Here is a 15,933-nt window from a genome sequence, read left to right on the forward strand (position 1 = left end):
CGGTGAGTGTTTATCCAGACCCACTTTTTTATGGGCAGACTAAGCCTGGTACCGACTTAACAGATTTTCCAGCATTTGCATTTTTTTTCAGCACAATCTGCTGGCTCGATTCGTGTACAACAAAACTGTTACATTGATCAAACAATCACCACAAAGGTATTTTAAAGGTATTATTGAATGGTATGTTAAAGGCGTACTCTCACTGACATGCAGGATTAAACAATGAAAACGAAAGTCCAACTGTCATTCATGATGTTTGTTGAATGGTTTATCTGGGGAGCGTGGTTTGTGCCGCTGTGGCTGTGGCTGAGCAAAAGCGGCTTTACCGCGGGGGAGATTGGCTGGTCCTATGCCTGTACGGCCATTGCGGCGATCCTGTCGCCTATTCTCGTCGGCTCGCTGACCGACCGCTTCTTTGCCGCCCAGAAAGTGCTGGCGGTTCTGATGTTTGCAGGTGCCATTCTGATGTACTTCGCCGCACAGCAAACCCAGTTCAGCACCTTCTTCCCGTTGCTGCTGGCCTACTCTCTTACCTATATGCCCACCATTGCGCTGACCAACAGTATTGCCTTCGCCAACGTCGATGACGTGGAAGCCGATTTCCCGCGTATTCGCGTGATGGGCACTATCGGCTGGATCGCCTCCGGTCTGGCATGCGGGTTCCTGCCGCAGATGCTGGGCTATAGCGATATCTCTGATACCAATATTCCGCTGCTGATGACCGCTGCCAGCTCTGCCCTGCTGGGCGTGTTTGCCCTTTTCCTGCCGAATACGCCGCCGAAAAGTACCGGCAAGCTGGATTTCAAAGTGATGCTCGGTCTGGACGCGCTGATCCTGCTGCGCGACAAAAACTTCCTGGTATTCTTCTTCTGCTCTTTCCTGTTCGCGATGCCGCTGGCCTTCTATTACATCTTCGCCAACGGCTATCTCACCGAAGTGGGGATGAAAAACGCCACCGGCTGGATGACGCTCGGCCAGTTCTCTGAAATCTTCTTTATGCTGGCGCTGCCGTTCTTCACTAAACGCTTTGGTATTAAGAAGGTCTTACTGCTGGGCCTGCTCACGGCCGCCATCCGCTACGGTTTCTTTGTTTACGGCGGCGCGGAACAATACTTCACCTATGCGTTGCTGTTCCTCGGCATTCTGCTGCACGGGGTGAGCTACGACTTCTACTATGTAACCGCGTATATCTACGTGGATAAAAAAGCGCCGGCGCATATGCGTACGGCTGCGCAAGGCCTGATTACGCTGTGCTGTCAGGGCTTTGGTAGCCTGCTGGGTTACCGCCTGGGCGGCGTGATGATGGAAAAAATGTTCGCTTACAAAGAGCCGGTGAATGGGCTGACCTTCAACTGGGCCGGAATGTGGACATTCGGTGCGATCATGATTGCCGTGATCGCCGTGCTGTTTATGCTGTTTTTCCGCGAATCGGACAAAGAGATCACCGCAATTGAGGTGGTTGATGGCGATGCTGCGCTGACACAAGGGGAAGTTAAATGAAACAAGAACGTATTCTCGGTGCTCTTTACGGGCAGGCGTTAGGGGATGCGATGGGTATGCCCTCTGAGCTGTGGCCAAGAAAGCGCGTAAAAGCGCACTTCGGCTGGATCGACCGCTTCTTACCCGGCCCGGCAGAGAATAACGCGGCCTGCTATTTTAAGCGCGCGGAGTTTACCGATGATACTTCGATGGCGCTGTGCCTGGCCGATGCGATTATCGAATGCGACGGGGAGATTGACGCGGATATCATCGGCAAACACATCCTGAACTGGGCGCTGGATTTCGATGCCTTTAATAAAAACGTGCTGGGTCCCACCTCAAAAATCGCGCTTAACGCCATCCGCGACGGCAAACCCGTCAGTGAACTGGACAACAACGGTGTGACCAACGGGGCGGCGATGCGGGCTTCCCCGCTGGGCTGCCTGCTACCGGCGACGCGGCTGGAACATTTTGTCGGGCAGGTCGCGCTGGCCTCCAGCCCGACGCATAAATCGGACCTCGCCATCGCCGGGGCCGTGGTGATTGCCTGGGCGGTTTCGCGCGCCATCGACGGTGAGCGCTGGCAGAACATCGTCGATGCCCTGCCCGGCATTGCCCGCTACGCACAGGAGGCGAATACCACCACCTTCAGCGCCTCGCTGGCGGCTCGTATTGAACTGGCGCTTAAGACCGTGCGGGAAGCCCACGGTATCGACTCCGCCAGCGAGCAGGTTTATCAGCTTATTGGTGCGGGCACCAGCACCATTGAGTCCGTTCCGGCGGCGATTGCGATGGTGGAGCTGGCCGGCACGGACCCTAACCGCTGCGCGATTTTGTGCGCCAACCTCGGTGGTGATACAGACACCATCGGGGCGATGGCAACGGCCATCTGCGGGGCACTGCACGGCGTGCAGGCAATTGACCCGGCGCTGAAGGATGAACTCGATACCGAAAACCGGCTCGATTTTGACTACTATTGCGAAAAACTGCTGCACTACCGGGAGCAAAGGGAGGGCGTATGAGTACGTTAGCCCAGCGTCTTGAAACATTACAGGCCACACGCCCGGTCACGGTGCTGGGCGCGGCGGTCATCGACGTGATCGCCGACGCGTACGCCCTGCCCTGGCGCGGATGCGATATCGAGCTGAAACAACAAGGGGTGAATATCGGCGGCTGTGCGCTGAATATTGCCATCGCCCTGAAGCGGCTCGGCATTGCGGCGCAAAACGCCCTGCCCGTCGGCCACGGCGTATGGGCGGAGATCATCCGTAACGCCATGGCAAGACAGGATCTGCACAGCGCCGTGGAGGCCGAAGCGGGCGATAACGGCTGGTGTCTGGCGCTGGTAGAGCCTGACGGCGAACGCACCTTTATGTCGTTTAGCGGCGTGGAGAACCAGTGGCAGCCGCACTGGCTGGATGGGCTGAACGTCCCACCGGGTAGCCTGGTGTATCTGTCCGGCTATCAGCTGGCATCGCCATCGGGCGAACTGCTCACACGCTGGCTGGAGTCGCTGGAAAACGTCACCGCGTTTATCGATTTTGGCCCCCGCATTGCTGATATTCCCGACGCGCTGATGGCGCGGATCATGGCCCTGAAACCTATCGTGTCGCTCAATCGTCAGGAGGCGCAGATTGCCGCAGAGCGCGCTGGCATGGACGTTGATACCTTAGGCGTGCAGTGGCAGCACCGTTATGGCGCCGCGCTAATTATTCGTCACGACAAAGATGGCGCAGCCTGGTATGAAGGCGACGCATCGGGTTATGTTCCTGCGTTTCCCGCCACCGTCGTCGATACCATTGGCGCAGGCGACAGCCATGCGGGCGGTACGCTTGCCGGTCTGGCGGCAGGATGGCGTCTGGCGGATGCCGTGACGCTGGGAAATGCCGTGGCGGCCTGGGTGGTCAGCCACCGCGGCGGGGATTGCGCGCCGACGCGCGAGGCATTACTCCTCGCACACAAAGACGTATAGGTCGCTGCGACAGTAGCTGATGCTGTACTCAATCGGCCGGTGCTGCTGGTCAAGCGCAACCTGCTTGATCACCAGTACCGGTATTTTGTCATCCATACTGATATGCGCCTGAAACTCGCTGTCCGGCATCCGGGCGCTGACCCGGGAGCGGGTGCGTTGCGGAAAGATATTCTGGCTACGGAAGTAGTCGTACAGCGAGATGCCAATTGCGTCCGGGTCATGAATTAACTCAACCGGAACCCAGGACTCCTCAATCGACACCGCGTCATCGTCAACGTAACGAATGCGCTTAAGCAAGAATACCTCGCTGTTCGGGGGTACCGACAGCTGGCTGGCCACCTCTTCCGGACACTTCACCACCCGTTTATTCACCCACAGCGTGTTAGGTTTTTTACCGCGCAGCACCACCTGCTGGGAAAACCCGCGCGCTTCCTTGAGCGAATATTCAAAGATGTTGTTGATCTGTGTCCCGTAACCCCGGGCGCGCGTTACCACGCCCTCTTCTTCCAGCGCCTGCATCGCTTTGCGCACGGTAATGCGCGACACCCCGGTTAACTGACTCAGATCGCGCTCGCCGGGCAGAATATTCCCGTGCTCCAGCACTCCGCTGCGTACCGCGTTTTTTACCGTTTCGGCAAATTTCAGATACAGCGGCATGTTGTCGGGCGCGGCGATCCGTTCATTCAGTTGAGCGATTAACCGGGTATGCGCTTGTTCCATCTCTGTTTTCTCAGGCGTGGTGTTTCCTGCCAGTATACTGGCTTACCACCATGCATGAAAATGATGAACCGGCCCAATACCGTGACCCACTTCCAGAGTATCGGCTTTTGCCAGCGCGGCCGAGAGCCATGTTTTGGCCTCGCGTACCGTATCGTCCCAGCTGTTGTGCCGTGGACGCAGCGCCGCCAGCGCGGCAGAGAGCGTGCACCCCGTACCGTGGGTATTTTTGGTATGCACGCGCGGGGCCGTGAAACGCAGTTCACCGTCGCGGGTAAAGAGCCAGTCCGGGCTTTCATCGTCATCGAGATGGCCGCCTTTCATTAGCACCGCGCCGCACCCCATCGCCAGCAGGGCGTTCCCCTGCTCTTTCATCTCACGTTCGTTCTGCGCGTGTGGCGCGTCTAACAGTGCGGCCGCTTCCGGCAGATTTGGCGTAATCAGCGCCACCTGCGGCAGCAGTTTCTTGCGCAATGTCTCAACAGCAGAGGCAGAGAGCAGCGGGTCACCGCTTTTAGCCAGCATCACCGTATCCAGCACCACATTTTGCACCTGATAACGTTGCAGCCGCTCAGCCACCGCTTCGACGATATCCGTTTCTGCCAGCATCCCAATTTTGGTGGTGTCGATGCGCACATCGCTGAATACCGAGTCCAGCTGTGCACCGACAAAATCAGGCTCGATACGGTAGACCGACTGCACGCCACGGGTGTTTTGCGCCACCAGCGCGGTGATCACCGAGCAGCCGTAAGCGCCAAGAGCCGAGAACGTTTTCAGGTCGGCCTGGATACCGGCACCGCCGCTTGGATCGGTACCGGCAATCGTCAGAGCATTAATTCGTTTCATGCCTGTGCCTCCAGGTTGTGCAGCGCATCAAGGAACGCGCTGGCAAAGCTGCCCGGCCCGTGAGACTGCGCAACGGCGATCGTTCCGGCACGCTTCATCCATCCGCAGGCAGCGGCAACATTATCCAGCCGCTCCCCCGGCAGGGAACAACTCGCCGCCACCACCGCCGAGAGCGCACACCCGGTGCCCACCACGCGGGTCATTAACGGATCGCCGCCCGCAACCGTTCGGGTGCGCTGGCCGTCGGTGACGTAATCCACCTCCCCCGTCACTGCCACAATGGCATTGGTCTGGCGAGCCAGCACCTGCGCGGCGGGTAGCGCGGCGGCGGCGGTGTCGGTGGTATCTACACCGCGTCCCCCTGCGCTCATCCCCGCAAGGGCGAGAATTTCCGACGCATTGCCGCGAATGGCTGCTGGTTTCAGGGCAAGGATTTGATGACAAAAGCGGGTACGGAACGCCAGAGCGCCCACCGCAACCGGGTCAAGCGTCCAGGGCTTGCCTGCCGCCACCGCGCTCTCAATAGCACGACGCATCGACTGGGCGCGGGGCGTGGTGAGAGTACCGACGTTAATCAGCAGCGCATCGGCCATCCCGGCAAACTGCTCGGCCTCTTCGGCTTCAATCACCATTGCCGGAGAAGCGCCAAGCGCCAGCAGAACGTTGGCCGTAAAGGTTTGCACGACATCATTGGTCATACAGTGCGTAAGCGGGGAACGGGTTCGGAAATGATGTAAAACGTGTAAATCGAGCAGGTCAGGCTGCATAGGTTCGCTCCTGCCTTGCGTGAAGAAGCGATGACCAGGGGAGGCATCTGACTTCCCTACGCTGGCATTATCCAGATCAGGTAATACGGGTATTTCTCAGCCTTCAACGAAGAAGGGCACCCCGAGTCAAAATACTTTTAAAACAAATAGTTAGATGCAAACATTTGCTTGAATTTAGTGTAACCGTAGCGAAGGCCACGGTGCAAGGGGTTTCTACAAGGCCAGTCGCATGCAGCATGTGGCCGCAGCTTATCGTAGGGAGATCATTCCTGTATTTTTTAGCTATACGTTTCGCGATAATTAAATCATTGTTACCTAAACACGATAAATTCGTTGTTTTTAAACCGTTACAACATGATATTTTTTCATGTGGAAAATATTTTGCAGAGGCAATAATAAAAGTTTCATTCAAAACAAATAACGAAATCAATAGAAAGGAAAACCAAAAGACGCTTTAAATAAATTAATTAAACAGGCGTAATAATGTAATTTTTTGACGAAAACAGATAAGCAAGATTAATGTATTCTTAGTTTTACCCAAGAACGCCCGTCAATCCCCATAAAAATTAACTCCTTGTTTTATAATGAGTAGATCAATCCGCTCTCAAACTCCCCTTTTTAGCCATGCGTGCCAGTATTGATGAAGATCAATAAATAAAACGTGAATATCCGGGATAGTTGCTGCGCGTTACAAAAAAAGTGATTTAGAAAAAATCACCGCAACCTCCTTTTTTAAATTAAATATAACAAGACGTTATATCCTCCCGCCAGGATAGCGAAATAATTTTATTGATGAGAGTTTGGAAATGAAATGTATTAAAACCGCCGTATCTGTTTTTATTTTAACTTCTGTTCCTGGCACAGCAGTTCTTGCCTCTACCTCGCCGGTTACATCCAGTTGGGGGGACGCATATATTTCCGCAAAGAATGAGCAATTTACTGCCACACCTGTTATTACCCTGCCGACGCAACAAACACCGGTTGCACCACAGCCAGTATTATTAGCCCCTCACCTGGACGGGCAGCATATTGAGCCTGGTCAGGCGCCCACGCCTGTTCTGCCGCCGCAGAAAACTCCCGTGAAACAAATTGCGGTTGACCCAATACAAACCTCTGTTGATGGTTCTGCAACGGCGTTGAAAACCGCGCAGGCAACACATTTAGACGGTCAACACAACCAGGTCATTAATGGTCGTGATGGCCGTCCGGGCAAAGACGGCGTGACGACGATCATCACCCGTAATGTCACTGATACAGCCGCCGTTAAACAGATCAATACGCTGACTACGCAAACAGCCGGGCAAGCACAGGAGCTCAACGCGGCCCGACAAATGCTTATTCAGCAGCAAAAAAGTTCTAACGCACAGTTTAAAAGCCTTAAAGACGACGTGGACGATAATAAAAAAGAGTCCCGTAGTGGAATCGCCGGTGCCGTTGCTATCGCTTCAATGCCGCAAGTCGAGCGGGATCAAACGTTTATGGTGAGTGCGGGTGCCGGGACTTTTCATGACGAAAGCGCCGTTGCGGTAGGCGCGTCCTTCCATGCGGGTGAACATGCCATTGTGAAAGCGGGTGTCACCACCACAACGAATAACGATTATGCTGTAGGGGCGGGTATAGGGCTTGGCTGGTAATTAAAAACAACCACATAGAGTAAAACCATTAATCGCAAGTTGCGTTTAAATTCCTGAAATAATTTAGATATCTGCTCTTACAATGACATGCTTTGTTTATATCAAAGCAAGAGCACAATTAAATGATTTACTGGGGTGTAAAATTAAAATAATTTACTGGTCATTAGCGGTGATAGTTATTTTTATAATAATTATCATCATCACAGCATATATTAAAATTGTGATGTTAGTGCAATGAAAAAAACGATATTTACTGTAGTCATACTCAGCATAGCGTATTTTCTCGGCGGATGTGCAACAAAGGCGTCAAGGATGCAGGAGTGTCTTAATGAAGGCATTTCTAAAGACACCTGTTATCTCGCAGAATCACAACGCCAGGCAGCGATCAGCAACGCGTCGATGAATGCGGCTTTTGCGAATGCGGCTCATGCGGTGCAACATGCACAAATGACACATAAGCACAGAAAAGAGCTTGCTCGTTCAGGATGTACGCAGGTTGAGGAAGCTAACGGCGAATGCACTGCAAATTCAGATAAAAGTCAATCGCGTGATTTAAAACAGCTCTCCCGCGAGGCCGAAGCGGTAATGAACGGTACCATCGATGACGGTGCGGCATTCCTGCTGGGGCAAGGATGGAAACCAAACAACGGTAAATGGCATAAACAGGGATATACCATAACGCTGGTGGTTGAAAAGGGAATTGTTGTGAACAGCCAGCTGTCAAAATGATGATCTAAACCGGCAACAATAAAGGGGTGGCTGCCCCTTTATTGCAAACTCACCATGCGAATGAACGGGAAGTCGTCACTCCAGCTGCCAGGCTCCGGCTTCGAATAATAACGCTGAGCCACCCCAGGCGAATAAATTTATTTCCCTTCGCCCTGCCTCAGGATAAATTCGGCTGCTTAAACACGCGTCGCCTTCATTGACAAAAACTTCCACGGATGAACTGTCGAAGAACAGACGCAGACTAAGCGTATTATCCAGGTTCAGCGCGACGCTTCGTGTCCCGCACAGGCCATACTGCGGATAGTTTCGCTCAAGAACCAGACGCTGCATTTGAGCATCCACGTAGACGCGCAGCCCCTCTCCCAGACTCATGCCGTACTGCTCGGCACTGCTGTTGGCACAATCCCACTGCAGAATAACCTCCATCGCGTCGCAGCGTTCCAGCAGAGTCATCTGCTGATTGTTAAGCGTGCTAACCGGCCAGGGGAACCACGCTCGCCTGAGACCTTCGACCTCTCTGGCTGGCCGCATTTGCAGACGGTGATCCGCGCCAAGCGTCAGTTCGCGCGGTAAAGAGAGCATGCCAGCCCAGCCGTCCTCCTGTTCCGGCAGCGGGGATTCCCACATGTCCAGCCAGCCGATAACGATGCGGCGACCATCAGGCGTGAGGAAACTTTGTGGCGCATAGAAATCATGCCCGCGATCCATCTCCACAAACTCACCTTCCCGCACAAAAGGCTGCCCGGGCTGCCACTCGCCCAAAAGATAGCCGCTCTGGAAAAGATTACGATTTTTGAATCCTTCAGCGGCCATCCCCTGAGGCGAAAACATCAGCACGCGTTTGCCATTGAGCGTGAAAAAGTCCGGGCATTCCCACATGTAGCCCATCTCCTTTTCAGCCACCGCCAGCACGCCCATATCCTGCCACTCACGCAGATCGGCAGAACGATATACACGCACCTGGCCCGTCTCACCGTCCCGCGCACCGACAACCATGTACCAGCTCTCCCCTTCACGCCACACTTTCGGGTCGCGGAAGTGATGCAGACCTGGCGGGGTATCAACGATCATTCCCTGCCGGACAAAATGAATGCCGTCACGGCTGGTCGCCAGACATTGCACCTGGTAGAGATTCGCCTCGTCATCAGGATCGCCGTGGAATTTATGTCCGGTGTAAATCAGCGCCAGCGTATCGCCATCCACCACCGCCGATCCGGAAAAACAGCCATCCTTGTCTTCAGGCCCTTCTGGCGCCAGCGCAACGGGGAGATGTTCCCAGTGAACTAAATCCTTGCTACGCGCATGGCCCCAGTGCATAGGCCCCCACTGGGTGGAGTACGGATGATGCTGGTAAAAAACGTGATACCAGCCGTCAAACCAGACCAGGCCATTTGGGTCGTTCATCCAGCCAGCGCGTGCAGCGAGGTGGTAACGTGGATACCAGCGCAGATTGAGCCCTTCGCGTCTGGACTGAAGTTCCTGCTCTGCTTTAGTAATTGAATACGTCATTTCTCTACTCTTTCGATCAGATGGTGGAAGGTTGCGGCATGAGCGGGTCAGAAGAAGATTTACCCGAGCGCAACAGGAAGATGGAGATAAACGTGGTGCTGAAAACTAACAGCCCCATAATGAGATAGGACTGGGCGAAGCCGTATTTCTCATAGCTGTAACCCGCCAGCGGCGACAGGACCGAGGCGATCACCGAGCTGGTACAGGCAAAGCCCACCAGATAGAGGGTGGAAGAGAGCCGTTTATCGAAATGTAAGCTGTTGTATTTAAAAATTGAGACCAGCAAAACGGGCAGTTCGACCGCGTGCAATAGCTTGGTCATGGAGATCAGTACCGGCCCCTCAACCAGCCCCGAAGCCACCATACGCATCGCCATCACCATTCCCGCAAAAATCAGGCCATTCTTTGCGCCAAGGCGGTTCACCAGCCATGGGGCGCAGAACATGCCCGCCGCCTCAAGGAAAACCTGGAAGGAGTTGAGATAGCCATACATGGCGTTTCCTTCCTGTAACGTCGGGAACTGGGAGGAGAAATAGACCGGGAACTGCTGGTCGTAAACGCCATAAATACAGGTGCCGATAACAAAAAACACCAGCGCCCAGAACCGCGGCAGCGTCAGCAGACGCAATGCATCTTCCAGCGTGACTTTACCGCCTGACACCGCTTCCTGCATGGCGTGCGGGGCGGAAGAGACCCTGAGACGCGCCAGCAAAACAAAAAACAGCAGTCCTGCAGAGCTTGCGACAGCGAAGTTCAGCTTCGGATTAATGTTAAACAGAAGTCCCGCGAAAAAGGTTGCCACCGCCCAGCCAAGCGATCCCCACATCCTCGCCTTGCCGAACTCAAACTGGCTCTGGCGGGCGACACGCTCGGTATAGGACTCCAGTACCCCTATCCCACCGTTAAACGTCAGGCCGATATAGATCCCGCCGAAAATACTGCCGAGTAAAACGTTAATCTGCAGCAGATAACCAAACAGCAAAAAGGCCGGACCAGAAAGAATGAGCAGGCTGGTCAGAAACCAGAGCAGGTTCTTGCGCAGACCAAGTTTGTCCTGAATGAATCCATAGCAGATTTGAGCGAAAAGCGCGGAGACAGAAAGCACGGCATAGATAATGCCGGTGTCGCCCGCTTTTAAGCCCACCTCCTGGTGGAGCCAGATGGAAAGCAAAGAGCCGGAAGAAGACCAGGTGACAAAAAAGAAAAACAGTAATGCGCTCAATAAGGGATAGCTGTGAGAGTGATGCGTTTTCATCATGGCATTCTCATGTTGGAGTAATGACAAAATGGTAACGTTAACATTGAGCGCGACTCATGCGGTTTGGATCAGATTCATGATGTTAATCACGAAAGTTAACGTTAACATTACAGAAGTGAGATCGCGATCAATTATTCATCAATGAATCCTGTCTGGCTCCACTCACATATCCACTTTCCTTTTACATCAGTAACTTAGTTGTATACTCTTTAACACGTGACATTAACGGAGTAAGAAAATGGCTTCCCTGAAGGACGTCGCAAAGCTGGCTAACGTATCGCTGATGACCGTCTCACGCGCGCTTAACAACCCGGAGCGCCTTAAACCGGAAACGTTGGCACGCGTACAGCAGGCTATTGAGCAGACCAGCTACGTACCCGATCTTTCCGCCAAGAAAGTACGCGGCGCGCGTGCCTCGCCAAAAACCATAGGCGTGCTGGCACTCGATACGGTGACGACACCTTTCTCGGTGGAGATTACGCTGTCCATTGAAGAGACGGCCCGGATGCACGGCTGGAACAGTTTCGTCATGAATATGTTTACCGATGACAACCCGGAGGCAATCGTCGATCTGCTGCTCTCTCACCGCCCGGACGGCATTATTTACACCACCATGGGATTACGTCAGGTTCCTCTCCCGGCCAAGCTCCTTACCCTTCCCTGCGTGCTGGCCAACTGCGAAAGTATCGATGAAAAGGTCGCCAGCTATATTCCTGATGATGAACAGGGGCAGTACGCCGCCGTACAGGCGTTACTCGCCGCAGGCTATCGACAGCCCCTGTGCCTGCATTTACCCGCAGATCATCTGGCCACAACCCGACGCCGTCACGGGCTGGAACGTGCATGCCGTGAAGCGGGGCTCGACCCGGACCGTCTGGATCATAGTTATATGGCGTTTGGGGACGAGCACTATCGCGACATTCCGTCAGTTCTGCAGGCGCACATTCAGAATGGCCTTCCCCAGTTCGACTCGGTTATCTGCGGCAACGATCGTATCGCATTGATGGTTTACCAGACCCTGCTGGCGCAAGGAATTCGCATCCCTGAAGATATCGCGGTTATCGGCTATGACAATATGGTGGGCATTGGAGAACTCTTTCTTCCGCCTCTTTCAACGGTTCAACTGCCGCATTATGAAATTGGTCGCCTCAGTGCTCTGCATATTATTCACGGTGAAACCCATCGGGAAACCACGCGCGTTGAAAGTCCATTTTTAATGCGGAATTCCATTACGCATCTATCATGACCACCGCTTTTTAGCCCTGTCGCAGTAATAAGCAGGCTAAGGAGGCGGTCAACCTCCCTTTCAGGGAAAAATGGCACGATTTGTCACACTCTTTTTTATGATTTTACCCTCCGGGCAGTTAGCACGTAACCGGCTGTTTTTATTTGCCATAACACATAATTTTCTTTCTCAAAACGGGGATATTCCGTCCCCTGTGCCCCATGTCACAAAACAGTAAACAAATTAACCATTGAGCCCCGTGGCAAAAGGCTCTATATTGGCGGCGTTTTTTTCAGGCCCCCATCTGTTTTTTAACTTTTTATTCAATCGTGGCTCATAACGAAGCGGCGGTTGTAGGAGTGATATGATGACGGATAAAGTCCGTATTGACACCGTAGATGCCCACAAAAGCAACGAAACCTATCTGGCCCGTCAGGCCGAGTTTGAATCTAACGTCAGGAGTTATCCGCGCAAACTGCCTTTAGCCATCACTAAAGCAGAAGGCGTGTGGATCACCGATGCAGATAATAAAGAATACCTTGACTGTTTAGCAGGCGCAGGCACTCTCGCGCTTGGCCATAACCACCCTGATGTGCTGAAAAGCATCCAAAATGTCATTACCAGCGGCTTGCCGTTACATACTCTGGATCTGACTACGCCTCTGAAAGACGCGTTTTCCGAATACCTGCTCTCTCTGCTGCCTGGTCAGGGCAAAGAGTACTGCCTGCAGTTCACCGGTCCATCCGGTGCTGACGCCGTGGAAGCGGCGCTGAAGCTGGCGAAAAAAGTCACCGGCCGTAGCGGTATCATCAGCTTCTCGGGTGGTTACCACGGTATGACTCACGGTGCACTGTCCGTGACCGGTAACCTGTCTCCGAAAGAAGCGGTAGACGGTATGATGCCAGAAGTGCAGTTCATGCCTTACCCACACCAGTACCGTTGCCCACTGGGTATCGGCGGTGAAGCGGGCGTGAAAGCGCTGACCTACTACTTCGAAAACCTGATCAACGACGTTGAAAGCGGCGTGCGTAAACCTGCTGCGGTAATCCTGGAAGCCGTTCAGGGTGAAGGCGGCGTGAACCCGGCTCCGGTTGAGTGGCTGCAGCGCATCCGTAAAGTGACTCAGGAACACGGCATTCTGCTGATCCTGGACGAAGTTCAGGCAGGCTTTGCCCGTACCGGTAAATTCTTCGCGTTCGAACACGCTGGCATTGAGCCAGACATCATCGTGATGTCTAAAGCCGTTGGTGGCGGTCTGCCACTGGCTGTGCTGGGTATCAAAAAGCAGTTCGATGCATGGGCACCAGGTCACCACACCGGCACCTTCCGTGGCAACCAGCTGGCGATGGCAACCGGTCTGACGACGCTGAAGATCCTGAAAGACCAGAACATCGCTGGCAAAGTGGCTGCACAGGGCGAATGGCTGAAAGGCCAGCTGAACGAGATGGCGAAACGCTATCCGGTTATCGGCCACGTTCGCGGTCTGGGCATGATGATCGGTATTGAGATCGTTAAACCACACGAAGCCGCTGACCACATGGGTTGCTTCCCGGGTGATGGCGAGCTGTCTGCACTGATTCAGAAGAAGTGCTTCGAAGCCGGTCTGATTCTGGAGCGCGGTGGTCGTAACGGTATCGTTCTGCGTCTGCTGCCTTCTCTGCTGATCAGCGATGATGAGCTGAAAGTCTTCCTGGATAAATTCGAGCAGGCACTGCTTGCTGCGGGCGTTCGCCCGGCGTAACCGGAGTTGTTGATTACGATGTCTGATTCAAACCCAATTTTGTTCTCCTCTGCGCAGAGCATTGAAGCTTACCAGCAGGCGATTGAACAAAGCACTCAGGCTGTGATGCAGTGGCTGAAACAGCCTGAGATGTATCAGGGCAAAACGGTCGCGGAACTGCGCGACCGCATTAAGCTGGATTTCAACCCGAAAGGGCTGGGCAACGAAGCGGCGATTGAACGCGCCGTCGAGTTTTTCCTGAAAGACAGTTTGTCCGTTCATCACCCGCAGTGTGTGGCGCACCTGCACTGCCCAAGCCTGGTCGTTAGCCAGGCGGCGGAAGTGCTGATTAACGCCACTAACCAGAGCATGGACTCCTGGGATCAAAGCCCGTCCGCAACCATTATTGAGATCAAACTGATCGAATGGCTGCGTACCCGCGTGGGTTATCAGGCTGGCGACGCGGGTGTCTTCACCAGCGGCGGCACCCAAAGCAACCTGATGGGTCTGATGCTGGCACGTGATGCGTTCTTCGCACGTCAGGGCCACTCTGTCCAGCAGGATGGTCTGACGGGCGATCTGCGTAAGATCCGCGTACTGTGCTCCGAAAACGCGCACTTCTCCGTGCAGAAAAACATGGCGCTGATGGGGCTGGGTTATCAGTCCGTCGTGCAGGTGAAAACTGACGAATTCTCTCGCATGGATCTGACCGATCTGGCGGCGAAAATCGAGCAGTGCAACGCCAACGGCGAACAGATTCTGGCGATTGTCGCGACAGCAGGGACCACCGATGCCGGTGCTATTGACCCGCTGCGTGCCATTGCTGAACTGGCGGCGAAGCAGAACATCTGGGTACACGTTGATGCGGCCTGGGGCGGCGCACTGCTGATGTCTGAGCAGTATCGCCACTACCTGGACGGCATTGAACTGGTGGATTCCGTTACTCTGGACTTCCACAAACAGTTCTTCCAGACCATCAGCTGCGGTGCATTCCTGCTGAAGGAAGCGCGCCACTATGAGCTGATGCGCTATCAGGCGGCTTACCTGAACTCTGAGTTCGACGAAGAAGCCGGCGTGCCGAACCTGGTTTCCAAATCGCTGCAGACCACACGCCGTTTCGACGCGCTGAAGCTGTGGATGAGCCTGGAAGCGCTGGGTCAGGAGCAATACGCGGCGATTATCGATCACGGCGTGACGCTGGCACAGCAGGTTGCAGCTTATGTGAAAGAGCAGCCCGCACTGGAACTGGTTATGCAGCCACAGCTGGCAAGCGTGCTGTTCCGCTTCCGTGGCGAGGTGCAGGCAGATGATGCAGGTATCGCCCTGCTGAACCAGAAAATTGGTGATGCGCTGCTGGAGTCCGGCCGTGCAAACGTCGGCGTGACCGAGCATAACGGCGTGACCTGTCTGAAGCTGACGCTACTGAACCCAACCGTGACGCTGGAGGATATCAAAACCCTGCTGTCTCTGGTTGAGCGTACTGCGCAGGAAGTTCTGGCGAAGTAATACACAGCCCCTCTTCCACCGGAAGAGGGGCTATTTTTATAACCCTGCCCACCACATCCTGACTTTTAATCCCCAGTAGCTTGTCCAGCCCGTTGTTGTACTGACGACATTGCCTTTAGAGACCAGCACCAGCGTCGGCGTTACGCTAACCTGCCATTGCTGTGACAGCGCACCGTTTTCGTCATTAATCACCGGCATTTTCAGCTGCTTCTTTTCGACCCAGCGCGCAAGCTTAGCGTCATCACCAGAGCGCATGGCAATACTCACCACGTTCCCGCCCTCTTCTGCCAGCCTATTGACCGCAGGCGTGGTATAACGACAGATGCTGCACCAGGTCGCCCAGACGTAAATCAGCAGCGGCCGATCCTGACTGAGTGCAGCAATGTCATGTACTGAGCCATCAATACCCTGCATTGGGGTAGCGCTAAACGTGGCGGGTAATGTCGGCTTGCGGTACTGATCCACACCCCACATCACGGCCAGCGCCAGCAGTACGAGTATGATCCCTTCCCGCGCCCAGCGGCGCAGTTGGCTGAATTTGCGGTTTTCCATTGTGACCTCGTGATTTAAC

General features: G+C 54.2%; 14 protein-coding genes and 1 riboswitch. Of the genes, 8 read left to right on the forward strand and 6 right to left on the reverse strand.

What is annotated here, in order from left to right; genetic code table 11:
* The first annotated feature begins 222 nt into the window (after positions 1 to 222).
* Genes ACMWKA_RS03180 through ACMWKA_RS03190 form a run of 3 tightly spaced genes read left to right on the forward strand, consistent with a single transcriptional unit; the run spans position 223 to position 3,451 of the window.
* Positions 223 to 1,500, forward strand: coding sequence for a nucleoside permease (locus ACMWKA_RS03180; RefSeq protein ID WP_013097908.1), 1,278 nt, complete (start codon positions 223 to 225; stop codon positions 1,498 to 1,500).
* A complete protein-coding gene (locus ACMWKA_RS03185) occupies positions 1,497 to 2,501 on the forward strand; it encodes an ADP-ribosylglycohydrolase family protein (RefSeq protein WP_029881785.1) in 1,005 nt (334 codons plus the stop codon). The genes ACMWKA_RS03180 and ACMWKA_RS03185 overlap by 4 nt, the downstream gene beginning before the upstream one ends.
* On the forward strand, positions 2,498 to 3,451 hold the full coding sequence (locus ACMWKA_RS03190; protein WP_038979523.1) for a PfkB family carbohydrate kinase: 954 nt from the start codon (positions 2,498 to 2,500) through the stop codon (positions 3,449 to 3,451). The genes ACMWKA_RS03185 and ACMWKA_RS03190 overlap by 4 nt, the downstream gene beginning before the upstream one ends.
* On the opposite strand, the gene ACMWKA_RS03195 is transcribed toward ACMWKA_RS03190, so the two are convergent.
* The 3 genes from ACMWKA_RS03195 to thiM are packed head-to-tail and all read right to left on the reverse strand — an operon-like array spanning position 3,425 to position 5,781.
* The gene (locus tag ACMWKA_RS03195) at positions 3,425 to 4,171 is read right to left on the reverse strand and encodes a GntR family transcriptional regulator (protein ID WP_058679560.1); all 747 of its coding nucleotides are present in this window, start codon (positions 4,169 to 4,171) and stop codon (positions 3,425 to 3,427) included. The two genes, ACMWKA_RS03190 and ACMWKA_RS03195, sit on opposite strands and share 27 nt — an antisense overlap.
* Before the next feature lie 42 nt (positions 4,172 to 4,213).
* Positions 4,214 to 5,014, reverse strand: a complete 801-nt coding sequence (gene thiD, locus ACMWKA_RS03200) for a bifunctional hydroxymethylpyrimidine kinase/phosphomethylpyrimidine kinase (RefSeq protein WP_038420163.1) — start codon at positions 5,012 to 5,014, stop codon at positions 4,214 to 4,216.
* The gene (thiM, locus tag ACMWKA_RS03205) at positions 5,011 to 5,781 is read right to left on the reverse strand and encodes a hydroxyethylthiazole kinase (protein WP_058679559.1); all 771 of its coding nucleotides are present in this window, start codon (positions 5,779 to 5,781) and stop codon (positions 5,011 to 5,013) included. The genes thiD and thiM overlap by 4 nt, the downstream gene beginning before the upstream one ends.
* Positions 5,782 to 5,817: 36 nt before the next feature.
* Positions 5,818 to 5,915: riboswitch (TPP riboswitch) on the reverse strand.
* A gap of 672 nt (positions 5,916 to 6,587) precedes the next feature.
* Here thiM and ACMWKA_RS03210 point away from each other — a divergent pair.
* Complete coding sequence (locus ACMWKA_RS03210) at positions 6,588 to 7,415, forward strand: YadA C-terminal domain-containing protein (protein ID WP_080292706.1); 828 nt, start codon at positions 6,588 to 6,590, stop codon at positions 7,413 to 7,415.
* Positions 7,416 to 7,649: 234 nt separating this feature from the next.
* Positions 7,650 to 8,144: a hypothetical protein gene (locus ACMWKA_RS03215; RefSeq protein ID WP_176601166.1), complete on the forward strand. Its 495-nt coding sequence runs from the start codon at positions 7,650 to 7,652 to the stop codon at positions 8,142 to 8,144.
* A gap of 75 nt (positions 8,145 to 8,219) precedes the next feature.
* Here the strand turns inward: ACMWKA_RS03215 and ACMWKA_RS03220 are convergent, their stop codons facing one another.
* Entirely contained in the window at positions 8,220 to 9,653 is a 1,434-nt protein-coding gene (locus ACMWKA_RS03220; RefSeq protein WP_129327419.1) for a glycoside hydrolase family 32 protein, read from the reverse strand.
* 16 nt (positions 9,654 to 9,669) lie between these two features.
* Entirely contained in the window at positions 9,670 to 10,911 is a 1,242-nt protein-coding gene (locus tag ACMWKA_RS03225) for an MFS transporter (protein WP_057072590.1), read from the reverse strand.
* A 238-nt stretch (positions 10,912 to 11,149) separates the two neighbouring features.
* Here ACMWKA_RS03225 and ACMWKA_RS03230 point away from each other — a divergent pair, with 238 nt between their 5' ends.
* The 3 genes from ACMWKA_RS03230 to ACMWKA_RS03240 all read left to right on the forward strand — a co-directional run bounded on the left by ACMWKA_RS03230 (position 11,150) and on the right by ACMWKA_RS03240 (position 15,362).
* Entirely contained in the window at positions 11,150 to 12,157 is a 1,008-nt protein-coding gene (locus tag ACMWKA_RS03230; protein WP_057072591.1) for a LacI family DNA-binding transcriptional regulator, read from the forward strand.
* Between the two features lie 343 nt (positions 12,158 to 12,500).
* Positions 12,501 to 13,877, forward strand: coding sequence for a diaminobutyrate--2-oxoglutarate transaminase (locus ACMWKA_RS03235; RefSeq protein ID WP_013097916.1), 1,377 nt, complete (start codon positions 12,501 to 12,503; stop codon positions 13,875 to 13,877).
* 18 nt (positions 13,878 to 13,895) lie between these two features.
* Positions 13,896 to 15,362 carry a pyridoxal phosphate-dependent decarboxylase family protein gene (locus ACMWKA_RS03240; protein ID WP_013097917.1) on the forward strand — a complete coding sequence of 489 codons (1,467 nt, stop codon included), beginning with the start codon at positions 13,896 to 13,898 and terminating at the stop codon, positions 15,360 to 15,362.
* A 36-nt stretch (positions 15,363 to 15,398) separates the two neighbouring features.
* Here the strand turns inward: ACMWKA_RS03240 and ACMWKA_RS03245 are convergent, their stop codons facing one another.
* Positions 15,399 to 15,914: a protein disulfide oxidoreductase gene (locus ACMWKA_RS03245; protein WP_020690158.1), complete on the reverse strand. Its 516-nt coding sequence runs from the start codon at positions 15,912 to 15,914 to the stop codon at positions 15,399 to 15,401.
* Positions 15,915 to 15,933 lie beyond the last annotated feature (19 nt).

It is taken from the genome of Enterobacter sp. 03-F-07-AD-ECC, assembly GCF_047530935.1.
Classification (GTDB): Bacteria; Pseudomonadota; Gammaproteobacteria; order Enterobacterales; family Enterobacteriaceae; genus Enterobacter; species Enterobacter cloacae.